The organism is Sinorhizobium saheli, assembly GCF_001651875.1.
Lineage (GTDB): Bacteria > Pseudomonadota > Alphaproteobacteria > Rhizobiales > Rhizobiaceae > Sinorhizobium > Sinorhizobium saheli.
In genome coordinates, this window is record NZ_LNQB01000083.1 from 101,543 (window position 1) to 123,039 (window position 21,497).

The 21,497-nt window shown below is 64.1% G+C and carries 12 protein-coding genes; 3 read left to right on the plus strand and 9 right to left on the minus strand.

The annotated features are described in order from the left end of the window. The first annotated feature begins 96 nt into the window (after window positions 1-96). Window positions 97-1,200, plus strand: coding sequence for an aldolase (locus ATB98_RS20345; protein WP_066876812.1), 1,104 nt, complete (start codon window positions 97-99; stop codon window positions 1,198-1,200). Next, window positions 1,200-2,198, plus strand: coding sequence for a nucleotidyltransferase family protein (locus ATB98_RS20350; protein WP_066876813.1), 999 nt, complete (start codon window positions 1,200-1,202; stop codon window positions 2,196-2,198). Before ATB98_RS20345 ends, ATB98_RS20350 begins: the two co-directional genes overlap by 1 nt. A 1,016-nt stretch (window positions 2,199-3,214) precedes the next feature. Here ATB98_RS20350 and ATB98_RS20355 read toward each other — a convergent pair. From ATB98_RS20355 to ATB98_RS20380, 6 genes are all read right to left on the minus strand, one after another. After that, on the minus strand, window positions 3,215-7,285 hold the full coding sequence (locus tag ATB98_RS20355; RefSeq protein ID WP_084435621.1) for a metallophosphoesterase: 4,071 nt from the start codon (window positions 7,283-7,285) through the stop codon (window positions 3,215-3,217). Window positions 7,286-7,457: 172 nt separating this feature from the next. Continuing rightward, window positions 7,458-10,157 (minus strand): RTX toxin, encoded by a 2,700-nt coding sequence (locus tag ATB98_RS20360; protein WP_066876814.1) that lies wholly within the window; start codon window positions 10,155-10,157, stop codon window positions 7,458-7,460. 236 nt (window positions 10,158-10,393) lie between these two features. Next, window positions 10,394-11,896: a lipopolysaccharide biosynthesis protein gene (locus ATB98_RS20365; RefSeq protein ID WP_084435623.1), complete on the minus strand. Its 1,503-nt coding sequence runs from the start codon at window positions 11,894-11,896 to the stop codon at window positions 10,394-10,396. An 84-nt stretch (window positions 11,897-11,980) separates the two neighbouring features. Then, window positions 11,981-12,913, minus strand: coding sequence for a sulfotransferase family protein (locus tag ATB98_RS20370; RefSeq protein WP_066876815.1), 933 nt, complete (start codon window positions 12,911-12,913; stop codon window positions 11,981-11,983). A gap of 39 nt (window positions 12,914-12,952) precedes the next feature. After that, the gene (locus tag ATB98_RS20375; RefSeq protein WP_066876816.1) at window positions 12,953-14,272 is read right to left on the minus strand and encodes an HlyD family type I secretion periplasmic adaptor subunit; all 1,320 of its coding nucleotides are present in this window, start codon (window positions 14,270-14,272) and stop codon (window positions 12,953-12,955) included. 25 nt (window positions 14,273-14,297) lie between these two features. Further along, on the minus strand, window positions 14,298-16,070 hold the full coding sequence (locus ATB98_RS20380) for a type I secretion system permease/ATPase (RefSeq protein WP_066877393.1): 1,773 nt from the start codon (window positions 16,068-16,070) through the stop codon (window positions 14,298-14,300). 909 nt (window positions 16,071-16,979) lie between these two features. On the opposite strand from ATB98_RS20380, the gene ATB98_RS20385 reads away from it, so the two are divergent. Next, window positions 16,980-17,213 carry a hypothetical protein gene (locus ATB98_RS20385; protein WP_153435414.1) on the plus strand — a complete coding sequence of 78 codons (234 nt, stop codon included), beginning with the start codon at window positions 16,980-16,982 and terminating at the stop codon, window positions 17,211-17,213. 77 nt (window positions 17,214-17,290) lie between these two features. On the opposite strand, the gene ATB98_RS20390 is transcribed toward ATB98_RS20385, so the two are convergent. The 3 genes from ATB98_RS20390 to ATB98_RS20400 form a co-directional block, all read right to left on the minus strand. Beyond that, on the minus strand, window positions 17,291-18,607 hold the full coding sequence (locus ATB98_RS20390) for a polysaccharide biosynthesis/export family protein (protein ID WP_234781958.1): 1,317 nt from the start codon (window positions 18,605-18,607) through the stop codon (window positions 17,291-17,293). Window positions 18,608-18,770: 163 nt separating this feature from the next. Then, the gene (locus tag ATB98_RS20395; protein ID WP_192933981.1) at window positions 18,771-20,048 is read right to left on the minus strand and encodes an exopolysaccharide biosynthesis polyprenyl glycosylphosphotransferase; all 1,278 of its coding nucleotides are present in this window, start codon (window positions 20,046-20,048) and stop codon (window positions 18,771-18,773) included. A gap of 236 nt (window positions 20,049-20,284) precedes the next feature. Next, complete coding sequence (locus ATB98_RS20400; RefSeq protein WP_066876820.1) at window positions 20,285-21,469, minus strand: glycosyltransferase; 1,185 nt, start codon at window positions 21,467-21,469, stop codon at window positions 20,285-20,287. Window positions 21,470-21,497: the final 28 nt, after the last annotated feature.

The window sequence follows — 21,497 nt, forward strand, 5'->3', positions numbered from 1 at the left end:
CCGGGACGGCGGCGCGACAGAAGGATGTATCCTCGAATGAGACATCAAGGCCCACACGCAGTCGGGAGCAGACCCGTGACACCGAGCGAGCAAACCATGGCTCTGCAACGCGCCGACGGCAGCCGGGCTACCTTCGTTGCCCAGGCGCGGCTGGTGCGTGTCGGCGATCAGAACATCCTGTTCAGTCCATCCCGGCGCGCCATGTTCGCCCTCAACGATTCGGCCGCCGAGATCTGGCGGGCACTGCAGGAGGGCGCGGCAGGAAAAACGATCCAGCGCAGGCTCATGGAGGCGAGCGTCGAGACCGCCCTTGACGATTGGGAACGCCTAGGGCTCATCCGGCCGCTGGCGCCCTCGCCGCCCGTGTTCTCGCGCGACTATGTGAACCAGGTGCTCGCGATTGCCGGACGCCGGATCCGCATCGTCTATCCGGCGGGCATTGCCCACCCCACGGCCAGCGTTTTCGCGCATCTGCAGGTTCCAGGCGAAGCCGCCGATGTCCTGTTCCAGGCCGTTCAGCACCGCGAGCGGATTCACCTCTTTCGAAATGGCGCTTGGGTTCTCTCCTGCCCGCCCGCGGGGCTCGCTACCGCACTCAAGGGCGAGTTGCTGGCGGACGCGCTCGGGCGCGACGATTACGAACTTGCGCTCCACGCCGCCGCCCTCTTCAACGGCGAACGCCTCATGCTTCTCTGCGGCCAACCCGGTGCCGGCAAGACGACACTGACATTGGCGCTCGCCCATGCGGGGTTCGGCTTCGCTTCGGACGACGTGACGCTGCTCAACGCCAACGGGCTTGGCGTCGGGCTTCCCTTTGCCGCCGCGGCCAAGTCGGGCGCATGGCCGCTTCTCGGCGAATTCTGTCCCGACCTCGATGCCGCTCCCGTCTTCCGACGCCCGGACAACAAGCGGGTGCGTTACGTCCTGCCGCAGCAATTCTCGCCATCATCCATGTCACCCCGGGCCGTCGGCTGGGTGATCCTGCTCCGGCGCGACCGCACCTCGACTCCGCGTCTGGATCCGGTCGATCCGGTCGCTGCGCTGCGCGGCCTGCTCACCGGCGCCTTTGCACCGGCCCAGGAGCTCGGCAGCACCGCTTTCGACGCGCTCGCACACGTCATCGGATCGGCGCAGGCCTATTGCCTGACCTATTCCAGCCTGGCGGACGGGGTGGAACTGATCCGGGGAGCCTGCCGGTGATGCGGGCCGGCAGTGCGCTTGACGCGTTGGTCGCCGGACTTCGCGGCAGCCTGGCCGCGGAGGTCGACTGGCAAGCCGTGATTGCGCTTGCCAACCATACCCTGGTGACGCCGGCCTTGTTTTCATCGCTCGCTCATGCGGGCGAGTTGCACCGGCTGCCGCCTGACGTGCGCGAATATCTCGCGTTCATTCACGACCGCAACCGGGAGCGGAACCTGCGCCTCAAGGCGCAGTTGGGCGAAGCCGTTGCCGCCCTCAACCGGCGGGGCATCGTTCCGGTTCTGCTCAAGGGGGCCGTTCCGCTGTTTCTGTCGCCGCCCGACCGGCTCCCCGACAGGATCACGAGCGATCTCGACCTGGCGGTGGAGGCATGTGAGCTGGCGACCGCCGAAGCCTGTCTGGCAGAACTTGGCTATCGTCCGGTGCCGAACGACCGCGGCATGGCGCGCCCGCAGGACGTTGGCGTCCTGGAACTGCGTCCATGTCGGGCGGGCGCCATCGAAGATGTCCGATCCACCCGGCAAGGTGACCTTGAGGTGAATGTCCCCTCGGCTCAATCGCGTGCCTTGCACTGGATCCTGCACGACCTCCTCAAGGAAGGCGACTATTGGCGCGGAAGGATCGATTTGAGGCACATGCACGATCTGGCGCAATTGGCCGACGGCGAGGAGATTGATTGGACGGCGCTGCGGGCGATGGTGTCGGACAGGACGGCGCGAAATGCGCTCGACACGCAGCTGCTGACGTTGCACCACTTCTTCGGCACGAGGATCCCGCCCACCTGCGCGAAGCGCCCGATGGCGCGCCTTCAGCACTGGAGACGCGTCTTCACGGCCAGACACCCCGTATTTGGCGCCCCGCTGCGCTTCGCCGGCAACCTGGTGTGGGGGACCCAGCGGCTTTCGCGCGCGCGTGAACTGGCGCAACGCGACCCGGTCGATCTCCTGCGCCGTGCTTTTCTCATCCTGATCAACAAAGGTCTTCGTTCCAAGATCTAAATTGCTAAATATGATTGTTGATAACCATCCTGCGTGATAAAATTAGAGCATGTATACTACTCAGGAAGTAGACAAGGTGGACGCCATGCCGGAAGATAATACTAATGGATTAGAGAAGGCGCCCGATAACCTGGCGTCTGAGGATCATGCACGCCGCGACTTCCTGGCCAAGGCGGGACGTTTCGCTCTTGTGACACCTCCTGCCATAACGCTATTGCTTGGAACAAGCTTGAGCTCGCGCGCCATTGCAAAGTCGAACGGCTCTTCGCGCCCTGGTTATGGTTGGGGTGATAAGAATCATTATCACTCTGGCCCTCCCGGTCTCAACAAGCCATAGCGACGGCTGCCCGATTCCTTGAATGCTACAGCGCGGCGCGTCTTGATGGACGCGCCGCGTGCGGGTTTGCGCAGCATAAAGCCTATTTCTGAGTATTTCACGCACTAAAATCTGGTTGCAAATAGTAACTTTAAGTCGTATATTAGATTTTGATAATTTAATTGCCAGTAGAAAGAGGTTTCTCCGTGTCGGCAGATCACGAAAATGGATTAGAAAAGACCCCCGAAAGCCTGGCATCAGAAGCCCAGGCACGCCGCGATTTCCTGGCAAAGGCCGGGCGTTTCGCGATAGTGACCCCCCCTTCCGTAACGCTGCTGCTGGGAACAAGCCTGAGTTCCCGCGCGATCGCCAAGTCGAGCGGCTCGAGCTCCGACGGCTACCGCCCCCATGGTGGGCAGGATCGGAACCGCGACCGCGTCGAGAAATAGCCGCTGCAGCAGCCGCGCGTCTTCATTCGGACGCGCGGCGCTGTAGCACCTTGCGTTGAGGGCTGAAGGCACTCTTCGCGCCCTGAAGCATTTTGCAGTCAGGTGGAATCACCTGCCGTCGCAGAAAATGCAGCAAAAACAAGCAGATATGGCGATGGCGCGAACGCATGTGAGCGCATCCCGCTCTGGACGCGCGGCGAACTACCTTGCTGACGTGGACAGCACCGTATTCTCTTCCGGGAGGGATGGCTTCACGCAAGGAGCAGGTCGGTCCGAAAGTCGCTGTCCTGGAACTGGGCCACCTGAACCCCGACCAGCGTGATCCGATCGCCATTCCCGAGCTCTAACACGACATCAGAACCCTGGTTCGTTGCAAACTGTCGGAATTCGGCCGCACTGTCGATGCCGAAGGCCCTGAGATCGAGAACGTCGTCGGTGTTCGTGCCAGGCACGAAATCGGCAATGATGTCCGCGCCATCGCCGAGGCGGAAGATGTAGAGGTCGTTGCCGGCGCCGCCGATCAGCATGTCGTTGCCCCGCCCGCCGGTCAGCGAATCGGTGCCGCCAAGCCCCCACAAATAGTCGGCAGCGGCCGTGCCGTTCATGACGTCGTTGCCGTTGACGAACAGCGGATTGCCCCCGACCGGTGCCTGCATGAAGTAGGAATCCCGGCGGACGCCGTCGACCGTGTAGAACTCGATCAGCATGCCGGCATCGGTGACCGTCACCAGGCTCGCACCGACATTCGGCGGGCTATTGCCGGCGCCGCCAAGCCCCGTCGTGGTGTAGGGGAGCGGGACCCCGTCGCCGTTGTCGTCGCGCATGACGCGGAAATATTCGTGATCATGGCCGGCGAAGACAGCGTCCACCCCCCAATTCTCGAAGGGCCATCGCATGTCGCTTTCGCCGCCTCCCGGCGTGTACGGCGTGTGATGGAAGTAGGCCACGTTGAACAACGCCTCGGAAGTTGCGAGTGCGGATTGCAGCCATTGGCCCTGGACCGAGCTGGCGCTGTCGCCGTCCGGTTCCTCGCTGTTGCTGTTGAGCGCGAAGAAACGAACCGATCCTACCTGGAAATCGTAATAGCGCTCGTTGTCCGGCAGGGTAAAATAGTTCAGATAGCCGGGCACGTTCCCGTCGTCGTATTCATGATTGCCGATGGTTGGAAAGAAGCGGTTGACCGCGCTGCCGCTACCATACGCGCCCTTATAGTTGCCGATATAGTCGTGGTAGAACTGGCCGATCGCGTTGTCGATCGTTTGCGGCGCATAGACATTGTCCCCGACGGTGAGGATGAAATCCACGTTCCAACCGTGGACGAGCTGGGCGACGGCCTGCTCGCCGGAGAGTGACGTGTCGCCGTAATCGCCGAAGACGGCGAAGCGGAACAGAACCTGCGGGGCTTCCGGAGCGACATTGACGGTGAAGTTCTGGGTCGCGCTGGTCGTATCGGAGGACGTTGCAGTCACGGTGAGGGTGATCGTCGGCTCGGACTGGGCATTGAGCGTGCCCGATCCGGAGCGGGTGATGACGCCGGCCCCGTCGATCACGAAACGCGGGTCGTTGATGCCGTAGGTCACCGTCGAGCCCGCATCGGGATCCCTGGCCGAGGCCGTGATGCCAATCCTCGTGCCGGCAGCAGCGTTCTCGACGATCCGATTGGTGGACGCGTCGGCATCTGCCGGCGTGTTGAAGGCGACCGGTTCCGGGCTGTCGAGAATGCCGAGAGTGAAGGTCTTCGTCGCGGTGCTGCGATCGGACGAGGTCGCCGTCACCGTGAGGGTGATCGAACTCGAGGTCTCGAAATCGATCGTGCCGGTGCCGGAGCGCGTGATGACGCCGGTGTTGGCGTCGATCGCGAAGCGAGAATCGTTGATGCTGTAGGTTACCGTCGAGCCGGCATCGGGATCGCTGGCCGAGGCGGTGATGCCGACCTTCGTGCCGGCGATCGCCAGTTCGGCGATCTGGCTGACGGCGGGATCGGCGTCCGCCGGGGTATTGAAGACGACGGGCGCGCTGCTTGGGCCGGGGAGGATGTATTCGACATGCAGGAGCGGCGCGGCCTCCGGCCGGCTGTCATAGGCCCGGGCGATGCGCGTGCCGCTGCCGGTGACCAGGAACACCATGTCATTGAGCGCTGTCCAGCCGAGGCGGTCGACGATCTCCTGCACGATTGCCGTGAGGTCCGGCGTGCGCTGGGCAAGACCAGCCTCGCCGCGCGTCGTCCAGCTCGGCGGCTGCCAGGCGACCGATGCACCGGTGGTAGGGCGCGAAGAGGCATTGAACTGGGCGGTCGTGAAGGCGGCCGCGTTGTCCGCATCCTGTCCGCGGATCAGGAGCGACACCGCCCCGCTGCTGACGGAGTCGACCGTGAACTGGATATAGGCGTTGGTGATGATCGCGCCCTGGGGAATGTCGAGGCCGGTGAAGCGCATCCCGACCGTCTGAACCTTGGTGCCGTCGACGGCAAGCTCGAGATCGCTGCTGGCGATGGACATCGAGCCGGAGGCAGCCTCCTCCACGTCGTCGGTGCTCGATGCGACCCTTCTTTCGAGTATCGTCGGGGTGCTGCCGCTGACCACGGAAACATTGAAGCTTTCGGTGTCGCTGCTGCCGTCGGACGAGGTCGCCGTGACGATAAGGGTGATGGTCGGCTCGGATTGGGCGTTGAGCGTCCCGCTGCCCGAGCGGGTGATGACGCCGGTATTGGGGTTAATGACGAAGCGCGGGTCGTTCAGGCTGTAGGTGACCGTCGAGCCGGCGTCGGGGTCCCTGGCCGAGGCGGTGATCCCGACCTCCGTGCCGGCCGCCGCGTTCTGGGCGACGCGATTGACGTCCGGATCGGTGTCGGCCGGGGTGTTGAAGGCGACCGGCTCCGGGCTGTTGAGAATGTTGAGGGTATAGGTCTGAGTTGCGGTGCTTCGGTCGGACGAGGTCGCCGTCACCGTGAGCGTGATCGACGTCGCGGTTTCGAAATCGAGCGTACCGGTATTGGAGCGGGTGATCACGCCGTTGGCGTCGATGGCGAAGCGCGAATCGTCGATGCTGTAGCTGACCGTGTCGCCGGCATCGGCATCGCTCGCCGAAGCGGTGATGCCGACCGCCGTGCCCGCGATCGCCAGTTCGGCGATCTGGTTGACGGCACCATCCGCATCGGCCGGATTATTGAAGACCACCGGATCGCCGGCGAGCGGCACATAGTATTCGATGTGCAAAAGCGGCGCCGAAGCGGGCCGGCTGTCATAGGCGCGTGCGGTGCGCGTGCCGGTGCCGGTGATCAGGAACGCCATGTCGTTGAGCGCCGCCCAGCCGAGGCGGTCGACGATCTCCTGCACGATCGCCGACAGGTCCGGCGTGCGCTGGGCGAGGCCGGCCTCGCCCCGAATCGTCCAGTCCGGCGGCAGCCAGGCGACCGATGCACCGGTGGTCGGGCGCGAGGAGGCGTTGAACGGGGCGGTGGTGAAGACCCCCGCGTCGTCCGCATCCTCGCCGCGGATCAGGAGTGACACCGCACCGCTCGCCACCGTGTCCACCGTGAACTGGATATAGGCGTTGGTGATGATCGCGCCTGGCGGAATGTCGATGCCGGTGAAGCGGATCCCGACCGTCTGGACCTTGGTACCATCGGTCGTCAACTCGAGGTCGCCGCTGTTGAGCGACATCGTACCCTTCGCCACTTGTTCGACGTCATCGGCGCTGGATGCGACCCTCCTCTCGAAGATCGTCGGGGTGACGCTGCTCGTGACGGCCAGCTGTTGTCCTGTCGTCGCGGCGAGGACGACCGCATTGCCGGCACCAGATGTTGAAGGGGCCGGTTTTTGGAATGACGCCCCCTGCTCTTCTTCGCCGGTGGCCGTGGCGGCCCCGGTCGTAACGGGGGCGGCAGCATCCGCAGTCACCGTGGCGAGCAACGTATCGTCACGAAAGATATCGATGCCCCGTTCCCGCTCGGCGCCGGATATGCGGTGCAAGCCGCTTTCGTCGGGCATGATCGGCGTGATCCCGGGTGCGGCGGTGTCGTCGATTGACGTCACCAGCGGGTCCGAAGCCTGCCGATCCCTGCCGCTGCCGGTTTCGGCGACGAGACCATGGGTATCGTCAGGCACCTCAGGGGTCACGTAACGCCAGTTGCCGCTCTCGTCGGAGATTGTCGTCCCCAGAAGGACGCCATCGGCATACAAGCGCACGGTGACATTCGGAGCGGCGAGGCCGGCAAGCGTGACCGACGCGTCATCGGCCAGCCGATCGCCTTTGACGCCGGTATCGACGCTGAATGCCGTGATGACAGGTTTTATGCCAGGAAATCGATCCAATCTCGTCATATCGAATCTCCTTTGCGCGCGCGTTTCCCCGTCTTGAGGACGCGACAGCGCTCAAGTGTTTGCAATTCGCGGCTGCCGACCTTGCCGCGGGCACGGGCGAGGCCATTCCGGAGGCCGCAGGATGATCCGGCGCGGTGGCGCCGATCTTCAGATGGGCATTTGCCCCCGCAACTCAGGAGAGCAGCCAGTTGTCGATGTGGAACTCGTACACCTTGCCGTCGTTCTCATTCGGATTTGAGTCGTTGTCGACGCCGCGATCGACGATGTAGAGGCTCATCTCGTTCGGATTGCCGCTGCTGGGGGCCAGCGCCAGTCCCGCCGGATTGCGGGCGCCTGCCGCCGAGATATCGAGCATGCCCAGCAATTGCCCTGTGGTCGTCAACATCGCCACCTTGCTACGCGAGGCAATAACGTAGAGGAGGTCGTGGGCGGGATCGTACTCGACCCCTTCGGGATCATTGATGCCCAGGGAACCCACGGAAAAACTCGTGACAATGTCGTCGCCGCCGACGGACGGCACGCCGTCGAACTTGCCGTTGGCGCCGGGCTTGACCGTGTAGATGGTGTCGCTTACGCCATCGGCGATATACAGCACCCCACGCTTCGTGTCATATGCTATCCCTTCCGGATCCGTGCTGCCGAAGGCCGATGTCTTGAACGAGGTCACGATGTCGTCGGAGGTATGGTAGAGACCGTCGGCTCCCGGGTTCAGTTCGTATACGCTCTTCGTGCCGGTATCGTCCGTGTAGAAGAGGTGCCGGTTGGCAGGGTTGTAGGCGACCCCCGTCGGCTCATCGGAAAAACCGGTTGTCGATCGCGACCCGACGAGCTGGCCGCTGGGGCTCATTTCAAAGACATTCTTGCCTTTGAAGATCGACATCTCGTCGACTTCCCCGTCGGAAACCAAAAACGTGCCCAGATGCGGGATATAGGCGATTCCCGAGGGGTCGGGGCTCGCTGGCGACCATTGTGAAGTGAGGATTGTCCTGACCAGGGTTACCGATGACGGGGGCTGATTGCTCGTGCCGCTCGTGACGCCCAGGTTGAAGCTTTCCGTGTCGGTGCTGCCGTCGGACGAGGTCGCCGTGACGGTAAGCGTGATGTTGGCCTCGGACTGGGCATTGAGCGTGCCGGTCCCCGAGCGCGTGATGACGCCGGTCGTGGGGTCAATGACAAAGCGCGCGTCGTTGAGGCTGTAGGTGACCGTCGAGCCCGCGTCCGGATCCCTGGCCGAGGCCGTGATCCCGACCTCCGTACCCGCGGCCGCGTTCTGAGCGATGCGATTGGGGTCCGAGTCGGTGTCGGCCGGGGCGTTGAACGCGACCGGCTCCGGGCTGTTAAGGATATTAATGGTATAGGTCTTCGTTGCGGTGCTCAGGTCGGACGAAGTCGCCGTTACCGTGAGCGTGATCGAGGTCGCGGTTTCGAAGTCGAGCGTACCGGTGTTGGAGCGTGTGATCACGCCGTTGGCGTCGATGGCGAAGCGTGTGTCATCGATGCTGTAGCTGACCGTATCGCCGGCATCGGGGTCGCTGGCCGAGGCGGTGATGCCGACCTTGGTGCCGGCGATCGCCAGTTCGGCGATCTGGTTGGTGGCACCATCCGCATCGGCCGGATTGTTGAAGACCACCGGATTGCTGGTGGTCGGCAGGTAGTATTCGATATGCAGCAGCGGTGCGGTCGCGGCATTGCCCTCGAAGGACGTTGCCGTGCGCGTGCCGGTGCCGCTGATCAGGAACGCGATATCGTTGAGCGCCGCCCAGCCGGACCGGTTGATGATCTCCTGTATGATCGCCGAGAGGTCCGGCGTGCGCTGGGCGAGACCCGCCTCACCCTCCGTCGTCCACGGGGCCACGTCCCACGCAACCGACGCGCCCGTCCTCGCGCGCGAGGAGACATTGAATTTTATGTTTGCAAAGGCGGCCGCATCGTCCGCGTCTTCTCCCTCGATCCGCAGCGATGCGGCACCGGTCTCCACCTCGTCGGCCGCGAACTGGATGTAGGCGCTGGTGATGATCGCGCCCTGAGGAATGTCGATGCCGGTGTAGCGCAACCCCAAGATCTGAGCACTCGTGCCATCAAAACCCATGTCGAGATCAGAAACGTTGCTGGAAATCCCGCCGGAGACCCGTTGTTCGATGTCATCGCCGGCGGCGGCCACTCTTGCCTCGAAGATGGTCGGCGTGCTGCTGCTCGCGGCAAAGGTGGTCATCATCGGGGCGGTCGCGGCCGTACTGACGAGGGCCTGCGACAGCAGACTGGTCTCGACGCTCGTATCGACGGTGGTGTCAGCTGAGGTCGCGAGCCGCATCTCCCCCGAATACGGGTCGGCGTCATTGCCCGTCGGGGGCGCCGGCTCCGCGCTGTCGGCATCGGCCTTGCCAGGGTCGACGTTGGCCTTGCCGACGTCGACGCGCGGCCTGCCCACATCGGCGACATCGTGGTCCTTGGCCGAGTGGTCCCTGATCACAGTGTCGGGCTCCCTCGGCTCGTCAGGTACCGCACTCACGCGATGGCCGTCGGCCCGCGTCGCCGGGGCGGTACCCGGTCCGTCTTCGTCCGCTATGACCGGGGTCAGGTCGGGCGTGAAGTCGTTATCGGGCGCGGAGGGTGCGTCCTGCCGGTCCTTGCCTTCGTCGGTGTCCGAGGTGGAGCGCTGGGGATCGTCGGCGAACGCCGGTGGAGTGACGCGCCAGCCGTCAGTGAGCGGAGGCAAGGTCGCCAGCAACGCGCCTTCGGTAAAGAAACGCGACGCGTTGTTCCGATCGGCGGCCCCGAGCGGCGGAACTACCCCGTCGATCGCCAGCCGGTCGCCTTTGAGGCCAAAATCGATGCTGAACTCTGTTACAACGGGTTTAGACAGTTTAGACATCTCCAGTCTCCTTTCCGTTGCATGGCCGGCCCGTCATAGCGGCTGCCGGCCCATGGTGCGACGCGCAGTTGCCGCCGCAGCGATGATGGTGGAATCGTCGGAACGTTTTGCCTGTGAACGCCTTGGTAATTCCCCGTCCCCTGAAACGCGCCTGCGAGCCATTGCCGGCACCCGGCAGTGGCTCGCAGTCGAAGACGGTAATGTGATGGATCGCCCCGGGTCGGGCGTGCCCTGCACTATCCCGGGCGACTGCGCTGCAGAAAGGCCGGTGTCATTGCCGCCAGCATCCGCAGCACCGACCGGCCTTCCCGTCCGAGAAACAGCGACGGCAGGAGCCAGCAAAGCACCAGCCCGGCGGTCGCTCCTACCAATGCCACCTCGATGAGCAGGGTGAAGGGACCCACCTCCGCCCGGCGCAGCTGCTCCGTCATCGCCCAGACCGGGGTCGCGACCGCGACCGCGAGGGCGAGCCCCGGCAGGTGCGCCACGGCGAACTCGGTCCAGGACATTCCGGTGACACGCAGGCTGAGCTGCGCCATCAGGAAGAAGTTGAGCGCGACGGCGGCGACGACGCCGAGCGACATCCCCGCCACCCCCCAACGCTGCCCGGTTGTGGCCCCGACCGCGACGGCGACGGCGAAGATCGCCTGTCGCCAGGCGCGGGCATAGACGGCGCCGGTTGCCCGCACCAGGGAGTCGCTGAGCTTGTAGCTCGTGCGAAACAACATGCCCGAGGCGAGGATCTGCAGCGGGATGACGACGCCTTCCCATGCCGGGCCGAGCATCACGCGCACGAGCTCCGGCGCCACGATGACCACGATCGCGCTCGTCGGCAGGGCGAACAGCGCGCAAGCCGCAATCGCGCTGCGGTAGGCGCGGGCGAGCCGGGCGGGCTCCTGCTGGATGAGCGCCATGGTCGGAAACAGCACGCGGTCGAGAATCTGGCCGACGAGCATCGCCGGTGCCGTCATGAGCTGCGAGGCAAGCGAGTACGCGCCGAGCGTATCGGCGCCCAGCCAGCGGCCCGCGACAAGCCTGTCGATTTGCGTGGCGAGATAGTTGAATATCCTCGCAAGCGTGAACCCGCCGCCGAAATAGAGCAATTCGCCGATCGCGGGGCGTTCGAGCATCGGCCGCTTCGCATGCGGCTGGCCGAGCACCAATACGACCATACGCACGAGGTTCTGGATAACCAGAGCGCCGATAAGCGCCCAGATGCCGAAGCCGAGCCAAGCCAGCACGGGAGCGGCGACGACATAGCCGATGGCAAAGGCGGCCGCATCGACGGCCGCGAGCCAGCGGAACCGCAACGCGCGCTGGGCGCTAGCCTGCGCGACCATCGCCACCCCTTGGCAAAGGAACACGACGCAGGAGGCCCGCACCACAGGCGTAAGACCGGGAAGGCGCAGCAAATCCGCAATTACCGGCGCCACCGTCCAGACGAGCGCGGCGACGGTGAGGCTGAGGACGAGCGACAGGGTGAACCCGACCCGGAGATGGCGCTCCTCGAGTTCGTGCCGCTGCACGATCGCCGGGGCGACGCCGAGGCCCTCGAAGATTGAGGAGAATTTGATGACGACGAGCGCGGCGGCGTAAAGGCCGAATTCATTGGGCGACAGGAGCCGCGCCAGGACGAGCAGCGCGACGAGCTCCGCCACGGCAAGGGCACCCATGGACAAGCCTGTCCAGAATATGCCCACGACACTCCGCTTCGCCAGTCCTTGCCGGATGTTGCTCACGCGTTGCTCCCCTCACGCGGCCGACTGCATGTCCCCTTGGATCGCCCTCTATGCAAGGACAAGGACACGCAGCGATTCAAAGTGCTACAGCGATCTTTGCGCATCCGACGGAATGCGCGGCGCCGCCGAAACTCCGGCTAATCGAAGGGGCTCCGGGATTTCGTAGCCGTAAAACCCCATCTCCTCCTCGATCTCCGGCAGGATCGCCCGCAGTTCCTCCCGGTCGAGGCGCAGCCATTTCTCCTGCCGGGTCGGATCGACCATCTCCTTCGCCGCGCGGACGATGTCGTCGCTGCAGGCCAGTCCGCAGTGCTCATAGATGCGCCGCAGGGTGGCCTCGGTGTCCTGCATCAGATCCTCGTAGCGGAACCACAACACCCGCCCGTTCCCGAGCCTGGCGAGGTCTTCCCGGGCCTTGCGATTGCCTCGCGCCCACTGCCGCGCGATCACCTTCATGTTGTTGCGCTCGTTCAGGTCGTGATCGATCCCCCGATATCGCGGCCCATAGCTCGGGGTGTATTTTCGCCTCAGCAACTTCTTCACGATCATTTGCTTCACGAAGCCGCCGACGTAGTAATGCAATTGCGTGATCGGTGTGACGGCGAGCGTTCTGCGCAAACCCTTTATCGTTTTTGTTCTCTGCCACTTCAATTCCATCGAACTGATGCACGAGAACGGATTCCGAGTTATGTAAAGATATGTCGCTTCCGGGAAGATCTTATGGACGTAGGGCACGCGCAAGACGTTTGACGGCGTGTTTTCCATGATCTGCCGGTTGCCGGACCGCACCTGGAATTCGAGGAATCGACCGCGGATGTAGCGGATCACCTTTTCCGTGGCATCGCTCTCGGAAAACTCATCGTGACGCCGCCCCGGATCCGCATAGAGCCAGAGCGTCCTCGGCTCGTACCAGGTCACGACGTCCGGGTGCAGCCCGATCAGATTCTGCGCGATCGTCGTGCCGGAGCGATAGTTGCCAATCAGGAAAATCGGAGGCCTCAAATTCGTTGCCAGCATGGGCAAAATCCCCCTTCGATGAAATACCAACTTCTGCGTCTATTGGTCCCGGAAGGCGCGCATCATCTGGTCCGTCAGGGGCTTCGTCAGATAGGAGATCACCTTGCGCTCGCCGGCCTTGATGAAAACCTCGACCGGCATGCCCGGAACGAGCGCCATGGAGCCGAGGCTCTCCACCTTGCTGGGATCGGGCATGACGCGCACGACGTAGTAGTGCTCATTCGTCCGCTGATCGCGCGTGACGTCGGCCGCGATAAGCGAGACCACCCCTGGAATCTCCGGCGTGCTGCGCTGGTTGAAGGCGGTGAAACGCAAGAGGGCGCTTTGGCCGACGAGAAGCTGGTCGATATCTTGCGGGGCAATCCTCGCTTCGACCGTGAGGGTGTCGGCGTCGGGCACGATCAACATGATCGGCTCCCCGGCGCTGATCACGCCGCCGACGGTATGGACGGTCGACTGGTGCACGATGCCGCTCGCGGGAGCGCGGATGTCGATGCGCGTCAGCTGGTCCTGCGCCATCACCCTGCGCTCCTCGAATTCGGCGATCTTGGCGTCGACCTCGCGCAGCTCGCTTGCCGTCTCGCTGGAGAATTCCTTGTCTAACTGCAGGATCTGGAGCTCCACCTCGGCGATCGCCCCTCGCGCCTGCGCGATGCTCGAGAGCGTTTGCGCGCGCTCGCCTTCGATGCGCGTCGCCTCGCGTTCATAGGACGTCAGCTTCGATAACGACACGAGCTTGCGCTCGACGAGGCTGCGGATGCCCTTGAGCTCGCTCTTTATCAGTTCGATTTCCTTGCCCTTGGATATTTCCTGCGCCGTATAGCCCTCGATCTGGTTCAGCAGCTGGTCCCTGCGTTCGCGAAGCCGCGCCTTGTTGCCCGTCCTGGCGATGCGGCGTAGCTCGAAGAGCCGTTTCTCGCTGGCAATCAGTTTCGCGACGTCTCCTTCCTGCATGCGCATGGCAAGCTCGGGAGCAACGGTCATCTGCTCGAGCCCATCGCGCTCGGCCCCGAGACGGGCTTTGCGCGCGTAGAGCTCGTCCAGGCTCTTCGCGACGAAAGCAAGGTTTGCTCTCGGAACGACGTCGCTGAGCTGGACCAGGAGATCACCGGCTTTGACGTGGCCGCCATCGCGCACGAAGATCTTGCCGACAATGCCCCCCGTCGGGTGCTGGACCTTCTTCTCGTTGTCGTCCACGACCACCGTCCCATAGGCGATGACGGCTTCCGAAATGTCGGTGGTCGCCGCCCAGCCGCCGACGACGCCGACGAGCAATGCAACAACCGTCGCTCCACCCAGCAGGTTGTGGCGGATGGATCGCCGCGTAGAATGGTGTGCTTTCACCCGGATCTCTGGCATCGTGCCGCTCGCTCTCTCACCGTCTTCAATTCGGCCGCTGTGGCGACATCAAAGCGGGCTTCAGACTGTCGTTGTTGGCGGCCTCCATGGGAAAGAGTTTCGCCAGCACCCGCTCTCGCGGTCCGAACATGTGCATCTGTCCATCCTTTATCGCCAGCAGGAGGTCCAGGGCGGCAAGGATGTTCGGCCGATGAGCGACGACCACGACGATACCATGACGCGCCTTTATTCCCCGGATCGCTTCGGCAAGTGCGGTTTCGCCCTCGACATCGAGATTGGAATTCGGCTCGTCGAGAACGACCAGGAAAGGATTTCCGTAAAGCGCGCGTGCAAGGGCGATGCGCTGGCGCTGCCCGGCTGAAAGCGCGGCACCGCCCTCGCCGATCTGGGTCTCGTAGCCGTTCGGCAGGCTGACGATCAGGTCATGAACGCCGGCCGCGCGCGCGGCCGCAACGACAGCCGTCGCGGTTGCTTCCGGGTCGAAGCGGGCGATGTTCTCGGCCACCGTTCCGGAGAAGAGTTCGACGTCCTGCGGCAGGTAGCCGATATGCCGCCCCAGTTGGTCTGGAGACCACTGGTCGAGCGCCGCGCCATCGAGCTTCACTCGCCCCGCCAAGGGTCGCCACGCACCGACAAGTGCGCGCGCCAGGCTCGATTTACCGGAGCCGCTCGGTCCGATGATGCCGAGGCCCGTACCCGCACCCAGACTGAACTCGATACCCTGAACCAGGATCCGCTGCGTGCCCGGTGCGCCGATTGCCACCCGGTCGACCGCCAGGCTGGAGCGAGGCGCCGGCAGGGCCATCGGCTGCGCCTCCTGCGGCAAGTGCGCCAGCAACTGGCTCAGTCGACGCCAGCTCTGGCGTGCGGCCACGAAGTTGCGCCAATGGGCAATGGCGAGATCGACGGGCGCAAGCGCCCGCCCGGCCAGGATCGAACCGGCGATGATGATTCCGGCTGTCGCCTCCCCGTGGATCACGAGCCATGCACCGACGCCCAGCATCGCCGACTGCAGCATCAGGCGGAGGGCTCGGGAAGCACTGCCGAGCCCGCCGGCGACATCGCTGACGCGCTGCTGCTGGGCGAGGCACTCCCGGCTCGCATTCCACCACCGGTCATGCAAGGGCCCTGCCATCGCCATCGCTGCAAGCACCTCGGCATTGCGGCGGCTGGCCTCGGCCAGGCTGTTGCGCCGAATGCCGGTCGATACCGCGGCACTCGAGGGCCTGCGGGTCAGAGCCTCGGTTGCAGCCGTCAGGATCACCAGCACGATTGCGCCGCAGATCGCGGTTATTCCGAGGATCGCGTGGAAGCTCCAGATGATCGCCAGGTAGAATGGCAGCCACGGCAGTTCGAAAAGCGCGTTGAGCCCCGGTCCGGAGAGAAATGTGCGGATGCCGTCGAGATCCCGCTGCGGCTGCAGCCCCTCCCCCTGCTGGCCGGTCATCAAGGGCAGCCGTGTCATTGCGGCGAACACCCGCCCTCCCACGGCCTCGTCCAGTTCTGTTCCGATGCGGGTCATGACGCGGCCACGCACGAGATCGATCGTGGCCTGCCCGACGAAGAGAATGGCAGCGAGTATCGCGAGACCCGTCAGCGTCGGCACGCTTCTGCTCGGCAGCACGCGGTCATAGACCTGGAGCATGAAGATCGCGCCGTTCAGCATGAGGATGTTGCTGACGCCGCTGAAGATCGCGACGCCGGCGAGCGCCTGCTTGCAGGACCCGAGAGCGCTCGCCAACTCTTTGCCAGGCGCCGGCCGGAAGCCGCCCGCGACGGATTGCGGACGCAGGGTCATGCGCCGTGCGGAATCCGCCGGCCTCCGCCTTGCCGGCGCGGCCACGAGCAGCAGCCCGAGAGCTCCTGCCGCCAGCCAAAGCGGGAGGCCATCCAGGGCGCTGAGCAGGTCTTTGTAAGGCGCCAGATCGGGCCATTGGCCCGTCAGCGCAACGAGAGCGCCAATGCCCTGCCTGACCAGCCGGGCGGGCAGAAGCTGTCCCCAGGAATCGGCCATCCCCCGCAGTCTGCCGATGTCGAACACCCGCGGCAGCAGCTCGAATGCGGCCCGCGCGAGGGTGAGGGCGATCAGTACGAAACCGGCGACCTGCCATTTCGTGACGGCGCGGCCTCGACGATGCCTGCGGCGCGGCGCCCGGCGGCGACCCCCGCCACGCAGAAGCGCCATCGGTTCCGGCTGCGCGACATCGGGCATCGAGCGCGCGCGGCGTGCGACGAGGATCAGGGCGGCTCCAGCGAGCATGACGCCGGCCGCGAGGACGAGATCGGCATCGGCAAAGCCGGCGACTCCTGCTGCCGTAAAATAGGACGTCAGGCGTGTCAGCATTGCCCCGGAAAAGTCGAAAAGCAGGCGCGGCTGAACCAGCGCAGCAAGCCCGGCCACAAATAGGATCAAGCCCGCGCTCGTGCCGAGCGCGGCGAAAGAAACCCGGCGCACGCGCTGCGCTCCTTTGGCTTTTATCGACATCCGCGACCGGTGGCGCCCTGCAAGGTGGCCGCCTGGCTGGCCCTGCAATTCGCATGCGTCGGCGCTCCCACGACTTGAGCGCCGTGATTGACGGCCGATATGGAGTTTCCACAGACCGCAGTACGCTGTTGCAAAATGTTCATTCTTTCTGATTATAATATTATCATAATGCGTTACTTGCGGATGGGCTTGCAGGCCGGTCGCGGTCGTAAGGAGCAGTCGGTGTTAGAACTCGCGGTCCTGTTGACGATCGGCTATCTGGGGGGACGTTTCCAGAGCGTTGCCTGGATCTTTCTTTCATCCGCCCTGGTGCTCGTCACAGCGCCCTTTTATCTGGTCGAGCGGATGGGGATCGCCAGTCCGCTTGCCTTGGTTTGCCTCACGCTCATCGCCATAGCGGCGATCCAGTCGGGCTCGTTGACGGGCCTGCTCAAGACGCACCATCAACCCGACTGATCGCAACGTCTTCATCGCCATTTCCCGAAACCGCTGTACGGGCTTGCGTCAGGTGATGCCCACCCTCGCGGCAAATGTCAGAGGCCGTTGACGCCCGCCTCATGCCCGGACCGATCGGCCTTGCCGGAACCGGCATCGGTTCCGGAGGCTCCCGGAGCGTAAAAGCCCTTGTTTGCGACGACCGAGACCTCGATCACGTCGCCGGCCTTCACTTCGGTGTTTTCGTCCGCCAGGATGTCCTGGCCCGTCTTCTGGCCGCGTCTGAAGATTGCGATCTTGACTGAGCCCTGCAGGTCCTCGAGCGTCCTGTGCTCGCCATATTCGAAGACGAACAGCAGCTTGTCGGTGATGTACCTCAACTGACTCGCAAGTTTTGCGAGCGCCACCTGGGTATCCTGGATATTGGCGATCAGTTCGGACTCGTGGGTCTGCCGTTTTCTCCGCAGCTCGCTCTCCAGATTGAGCATTTCCTGCTCGACGCGCGTCTGCTGCAGCTCGGCCTGGGCGAGGTCCACCCGGTAGTTGTTATGCGCCCGTTCCAGCGCCAGGACGTTGGAATTGGTCATGAGACCTTTTTGACGGAGAGTGCGGATGGAATTCAGCTCCTCAAGCTGGTTCTTGACAGCCTTTTCCCGCTCCTCCCTCGCCTCGGCGACCATGTCCGCTTCCTTCTTCAATCGAGACAGCGAGGCCTCGATGAATGAAACCTCGTCCTGGAAGGCGGAGAGCCGCGCCCTCAGTTGCGCCTGTTCCGAGGCGACGATGTCCGCGATCACCAACTCGCCGAGTTCGACCGGCGGATCCGCCGGGACGGAGAAGGACTTCTCCTGCCGGCTCTCGGCTCGAAGCCGGGCCAGCCGAACCTTCAGACGGTACTCTTCAATGGTGAGGTTTGCGCGTTCACTGCGCAGATCGGCGATTTTGAAGGCGGGTACGGATTCGCCGGCTGTCGTCGGACGGAAGCCGCCTGCCAGGGCAAGGGCATGGCGAACGGTGATGCCCGGCTGAAACGGGTAGGACCCGGGATGCGCGACCGCCCCGGCTATGAAGAATGGCCGGTACTGGCCGATCTCAACCTTGACAAAGGGCTCGAGGATCAGCTTCCGCTCCTTGAAAGCGCGCTGAATGTCCTTGGAAAGCGCGACTGGGGTGAGCCCGCGCGCGGGAACGTCTCCGAGCAGCGGAAGCGATATCGCTCCCCTGTCATCGATGACGACCTCCAGAGGATAGGCCGCTTCGCCGAAGACGGTCACGCGAACCATGTCGCCCGTGTCGAGCACGTACCCGTCTGCGCGAGAGGCGTCCGCACCAAGCAGCGCGACGATGAAGACGAGTCCCCGAAGCACCGCATGCAGGCGATTGACTGCGCTCCAGATGCCGCGCAGTCGCGCCACCGCTCTACCTGTTTGTTGTTGCCGCAGTTCTGCGACGTCGGGCGATTCCGCCCGACTGCAAAATGCTTTAGCGAACCAGTTCATAGCGGTCTTCCTCTGGGTTTCAGAGCTGCTCTGACGGCGGGGGCCTTCACGGGCGCCGGTGTCGACCGAACGGGGCACGTCAGAACGCATTGTCGTGCAGGAGGACCCGCAAGGTCCTGAAGATGATCGTCACGTCCAGCCACAACGACCATGTCCGGATGTATTCCAGATCGGCCGCGACCCGGTTCTCGATCTCGCTTCTCTTCTCGGTCGGGCCGCGATAGCCGCGGATCTGGGCGAGCCCCGTCAGGCCTGGCTTCATCGAGTGCCGTTGCCAGTATGCCGGAACGACCTCCCAATACAGCGCGCCTTCGGCCGATGCGCCGAGCGCGTGCGGGCGTGGTCCAACGAGACTCATTTCGTCGCGCACCACGTTCCAAAGCTGCGGCAATTCGTCGAGGCTGGTGTGGCGCAGGAAGTGTCCGAGCCGCGTGATGCGCGGGTCGTCCCGTTCGGTGAGGCGCGTGCCGGCCGCATCCGCGAGATCGGCCCGCATCGTCCTGAATTTGATGCAGTCGAAATATCTGTTGTTCGCCCCGATGCGCCTCTGCACGAAGAAGACGGGCCCGGGTGAATCGAGGCGAATGAGGATGGCCAGGATGCCGACAAGCGGCAGGACCACGGGCGCCGACACAAGCACCAGCATCAGATCGAACGCACGCTTGAGGGCGCGCTTGCGCAAGGTGAGCGGTTCGGCGGAGACCACCAATGTCGGCGTTGAGTCGAGATAGCGCAGCGACCGCGGATGCAGATCGGCGAGGCCGGGCTCGAGCAATTCGATCTCGAACCCGATCTCGATCAGGAGCCGCGCCCATTGCCGGCGTTCCTCGACATCCAGGAACGACAGGACGATTCGATCCGAACCGGCCACGGCCTCGGAGAGTTCGTTCAGGAAATTCGGATCGCTCTCGACCGGCTGCCAATTGCACGCCCGCACGTTGAAATCTGCGGCGACCCGCCGATCGCGATTCAAGCGGACACTCTCGTCGCCCAACAACACGATTCTCGGCTTCGTCTTCCCGTCCTTGCGCAACATCCCTGCTGCAACGCCCCAGCGCAGCAGTACGAGTCCGGCCGCGGCGAGGGCCGAGAAGAACAGCGTATCCTCGCGCCATACGCTGGCTGTCACGTTGAAGGCGAATGCGGCAAAGAGCGCGAGGCCGACGGCCGCGGCAAGGGACATGAGTGCAGTGCGAAGCGACAGCGAGACGGACCGCAAGGCCCCCAATCGGTAAGCCCCGAGCCGCCAGGCAGCAAGGAGATAGGCCGGCAAGACGACATGGGGCAGATTGGCGTCATCGATGTCGATCGCCCCTGCATGATAAAGTTCCGTGACGGTGGCCGCGGCAAGGATCATGCACAGGTCGCCCACCATAACCGATCCACGGAAGAGGCACCTGATGACATTGCGATTTGCGGCACGCCCGATGCCGAGCAGGCTCGCGTTCCGCGCAGCCCGCGCAGCTCCAATCGGCAATTGCGTATCACTCATGATACACCTCAGAGCCAGTCGATAAATGCCTCGGTGAACTCATCGCGCAAAGGGCATGAAGGCCGATGGAAGCGGCCGGCCAATTCGCGAGCACGCGTCGTTCATGCGTGTCTCGCGCTCACGGCCGTCACGCGAGGCTCGCGAGCGGATCGAAGGACGGAGTGGTAGACCGTCTCGACACTGTCGCACATGGCGTCGAGCCCCCAGGACGTGAGGTCGGTTCGTCTCGCACCTTCGGCCAGTCGGGCGCGATAGGCTCCGTTTTCAAGAAGATCGGCGACCGCTATGGCGGCGCCGCCCACGTCGCCTGCGGGCGTGACGATGCCGTTGACGCCGTGCCTGAGGACTTCCTCCAGCCCCGGCAATTGCGTGGCGATGCAGGGGCGACCGCCGGCAAGATACTGCATGATCACGCGAGGCAATCCTTCCCGCATCGACGTCAGGACGCATACGTCCGCCAGACTGATCAACCGCTCGGGTTCGCTGTGATAGCCGATCAGGTGAATATTGGCTTGAACCGGGGAACGCGCGATCGCCGCCTCCACGGCGGGTCGGGCCGGCCCTTCTCCGGCCAGGAGCAGTTGCACGTCGGGGATGCGCTCGACCACCGGCGCGAACGCCTCGATGAATTCGACATGGCGCTTCCTTGGCTCCAGTGCCGCCAGCATCAGCACCACAGGCGGCTTGGGCTGGTCGGGAGCGGTGCCGAGCAGCCTGTGCGCCTCGCTCGGCCAACGCGCCTCAGCGAAGCGCTTGAGCTCGAAGCCTGAGTGAACGACATGGTGCTGGTCGGGACTGCCGATATGATTGGCGACGCAAATGTCGCGCATCGACTGACTGACATCGATGAAGGCGCGCGTGAACCTCGCGACCACGCGCTCCGCCGCCAGAAACGCCACCTTCCGCACATTGCCGACGTGCAGGAAAGGCAGGATGTGAACGCCGTGAATGATCCCCGGCACGTTGGCCTTTCTTGCAGCGAGGCGGCCGATGATGCCGGCCTTGCTTTGATGCGTGTGCACGATGTCCGGCTGCCACTTGAGCAGCAGCCGCTTCAAATCCCTCAGGGCCAGAGCGTCCTTGGAAGGCGATAGCGGATGAACGAGTGCTTCGAGAGTCGTCACCGGCAGGCTTTCGGCAACCGAGGCCCGCAATGCCGCATCATATTCATTGCCATGAACCAACAGCACCTCGTGTCCGTGTCTCACCTGGGAGAGACAGCACGCAAGCGTATTCTCTTCGGACCCTGCCCGAAGAAGTCGGGTTAGCACGTGAACGATCCTCATTTTTTGATCTCCGCGAGCCTGCGAACGT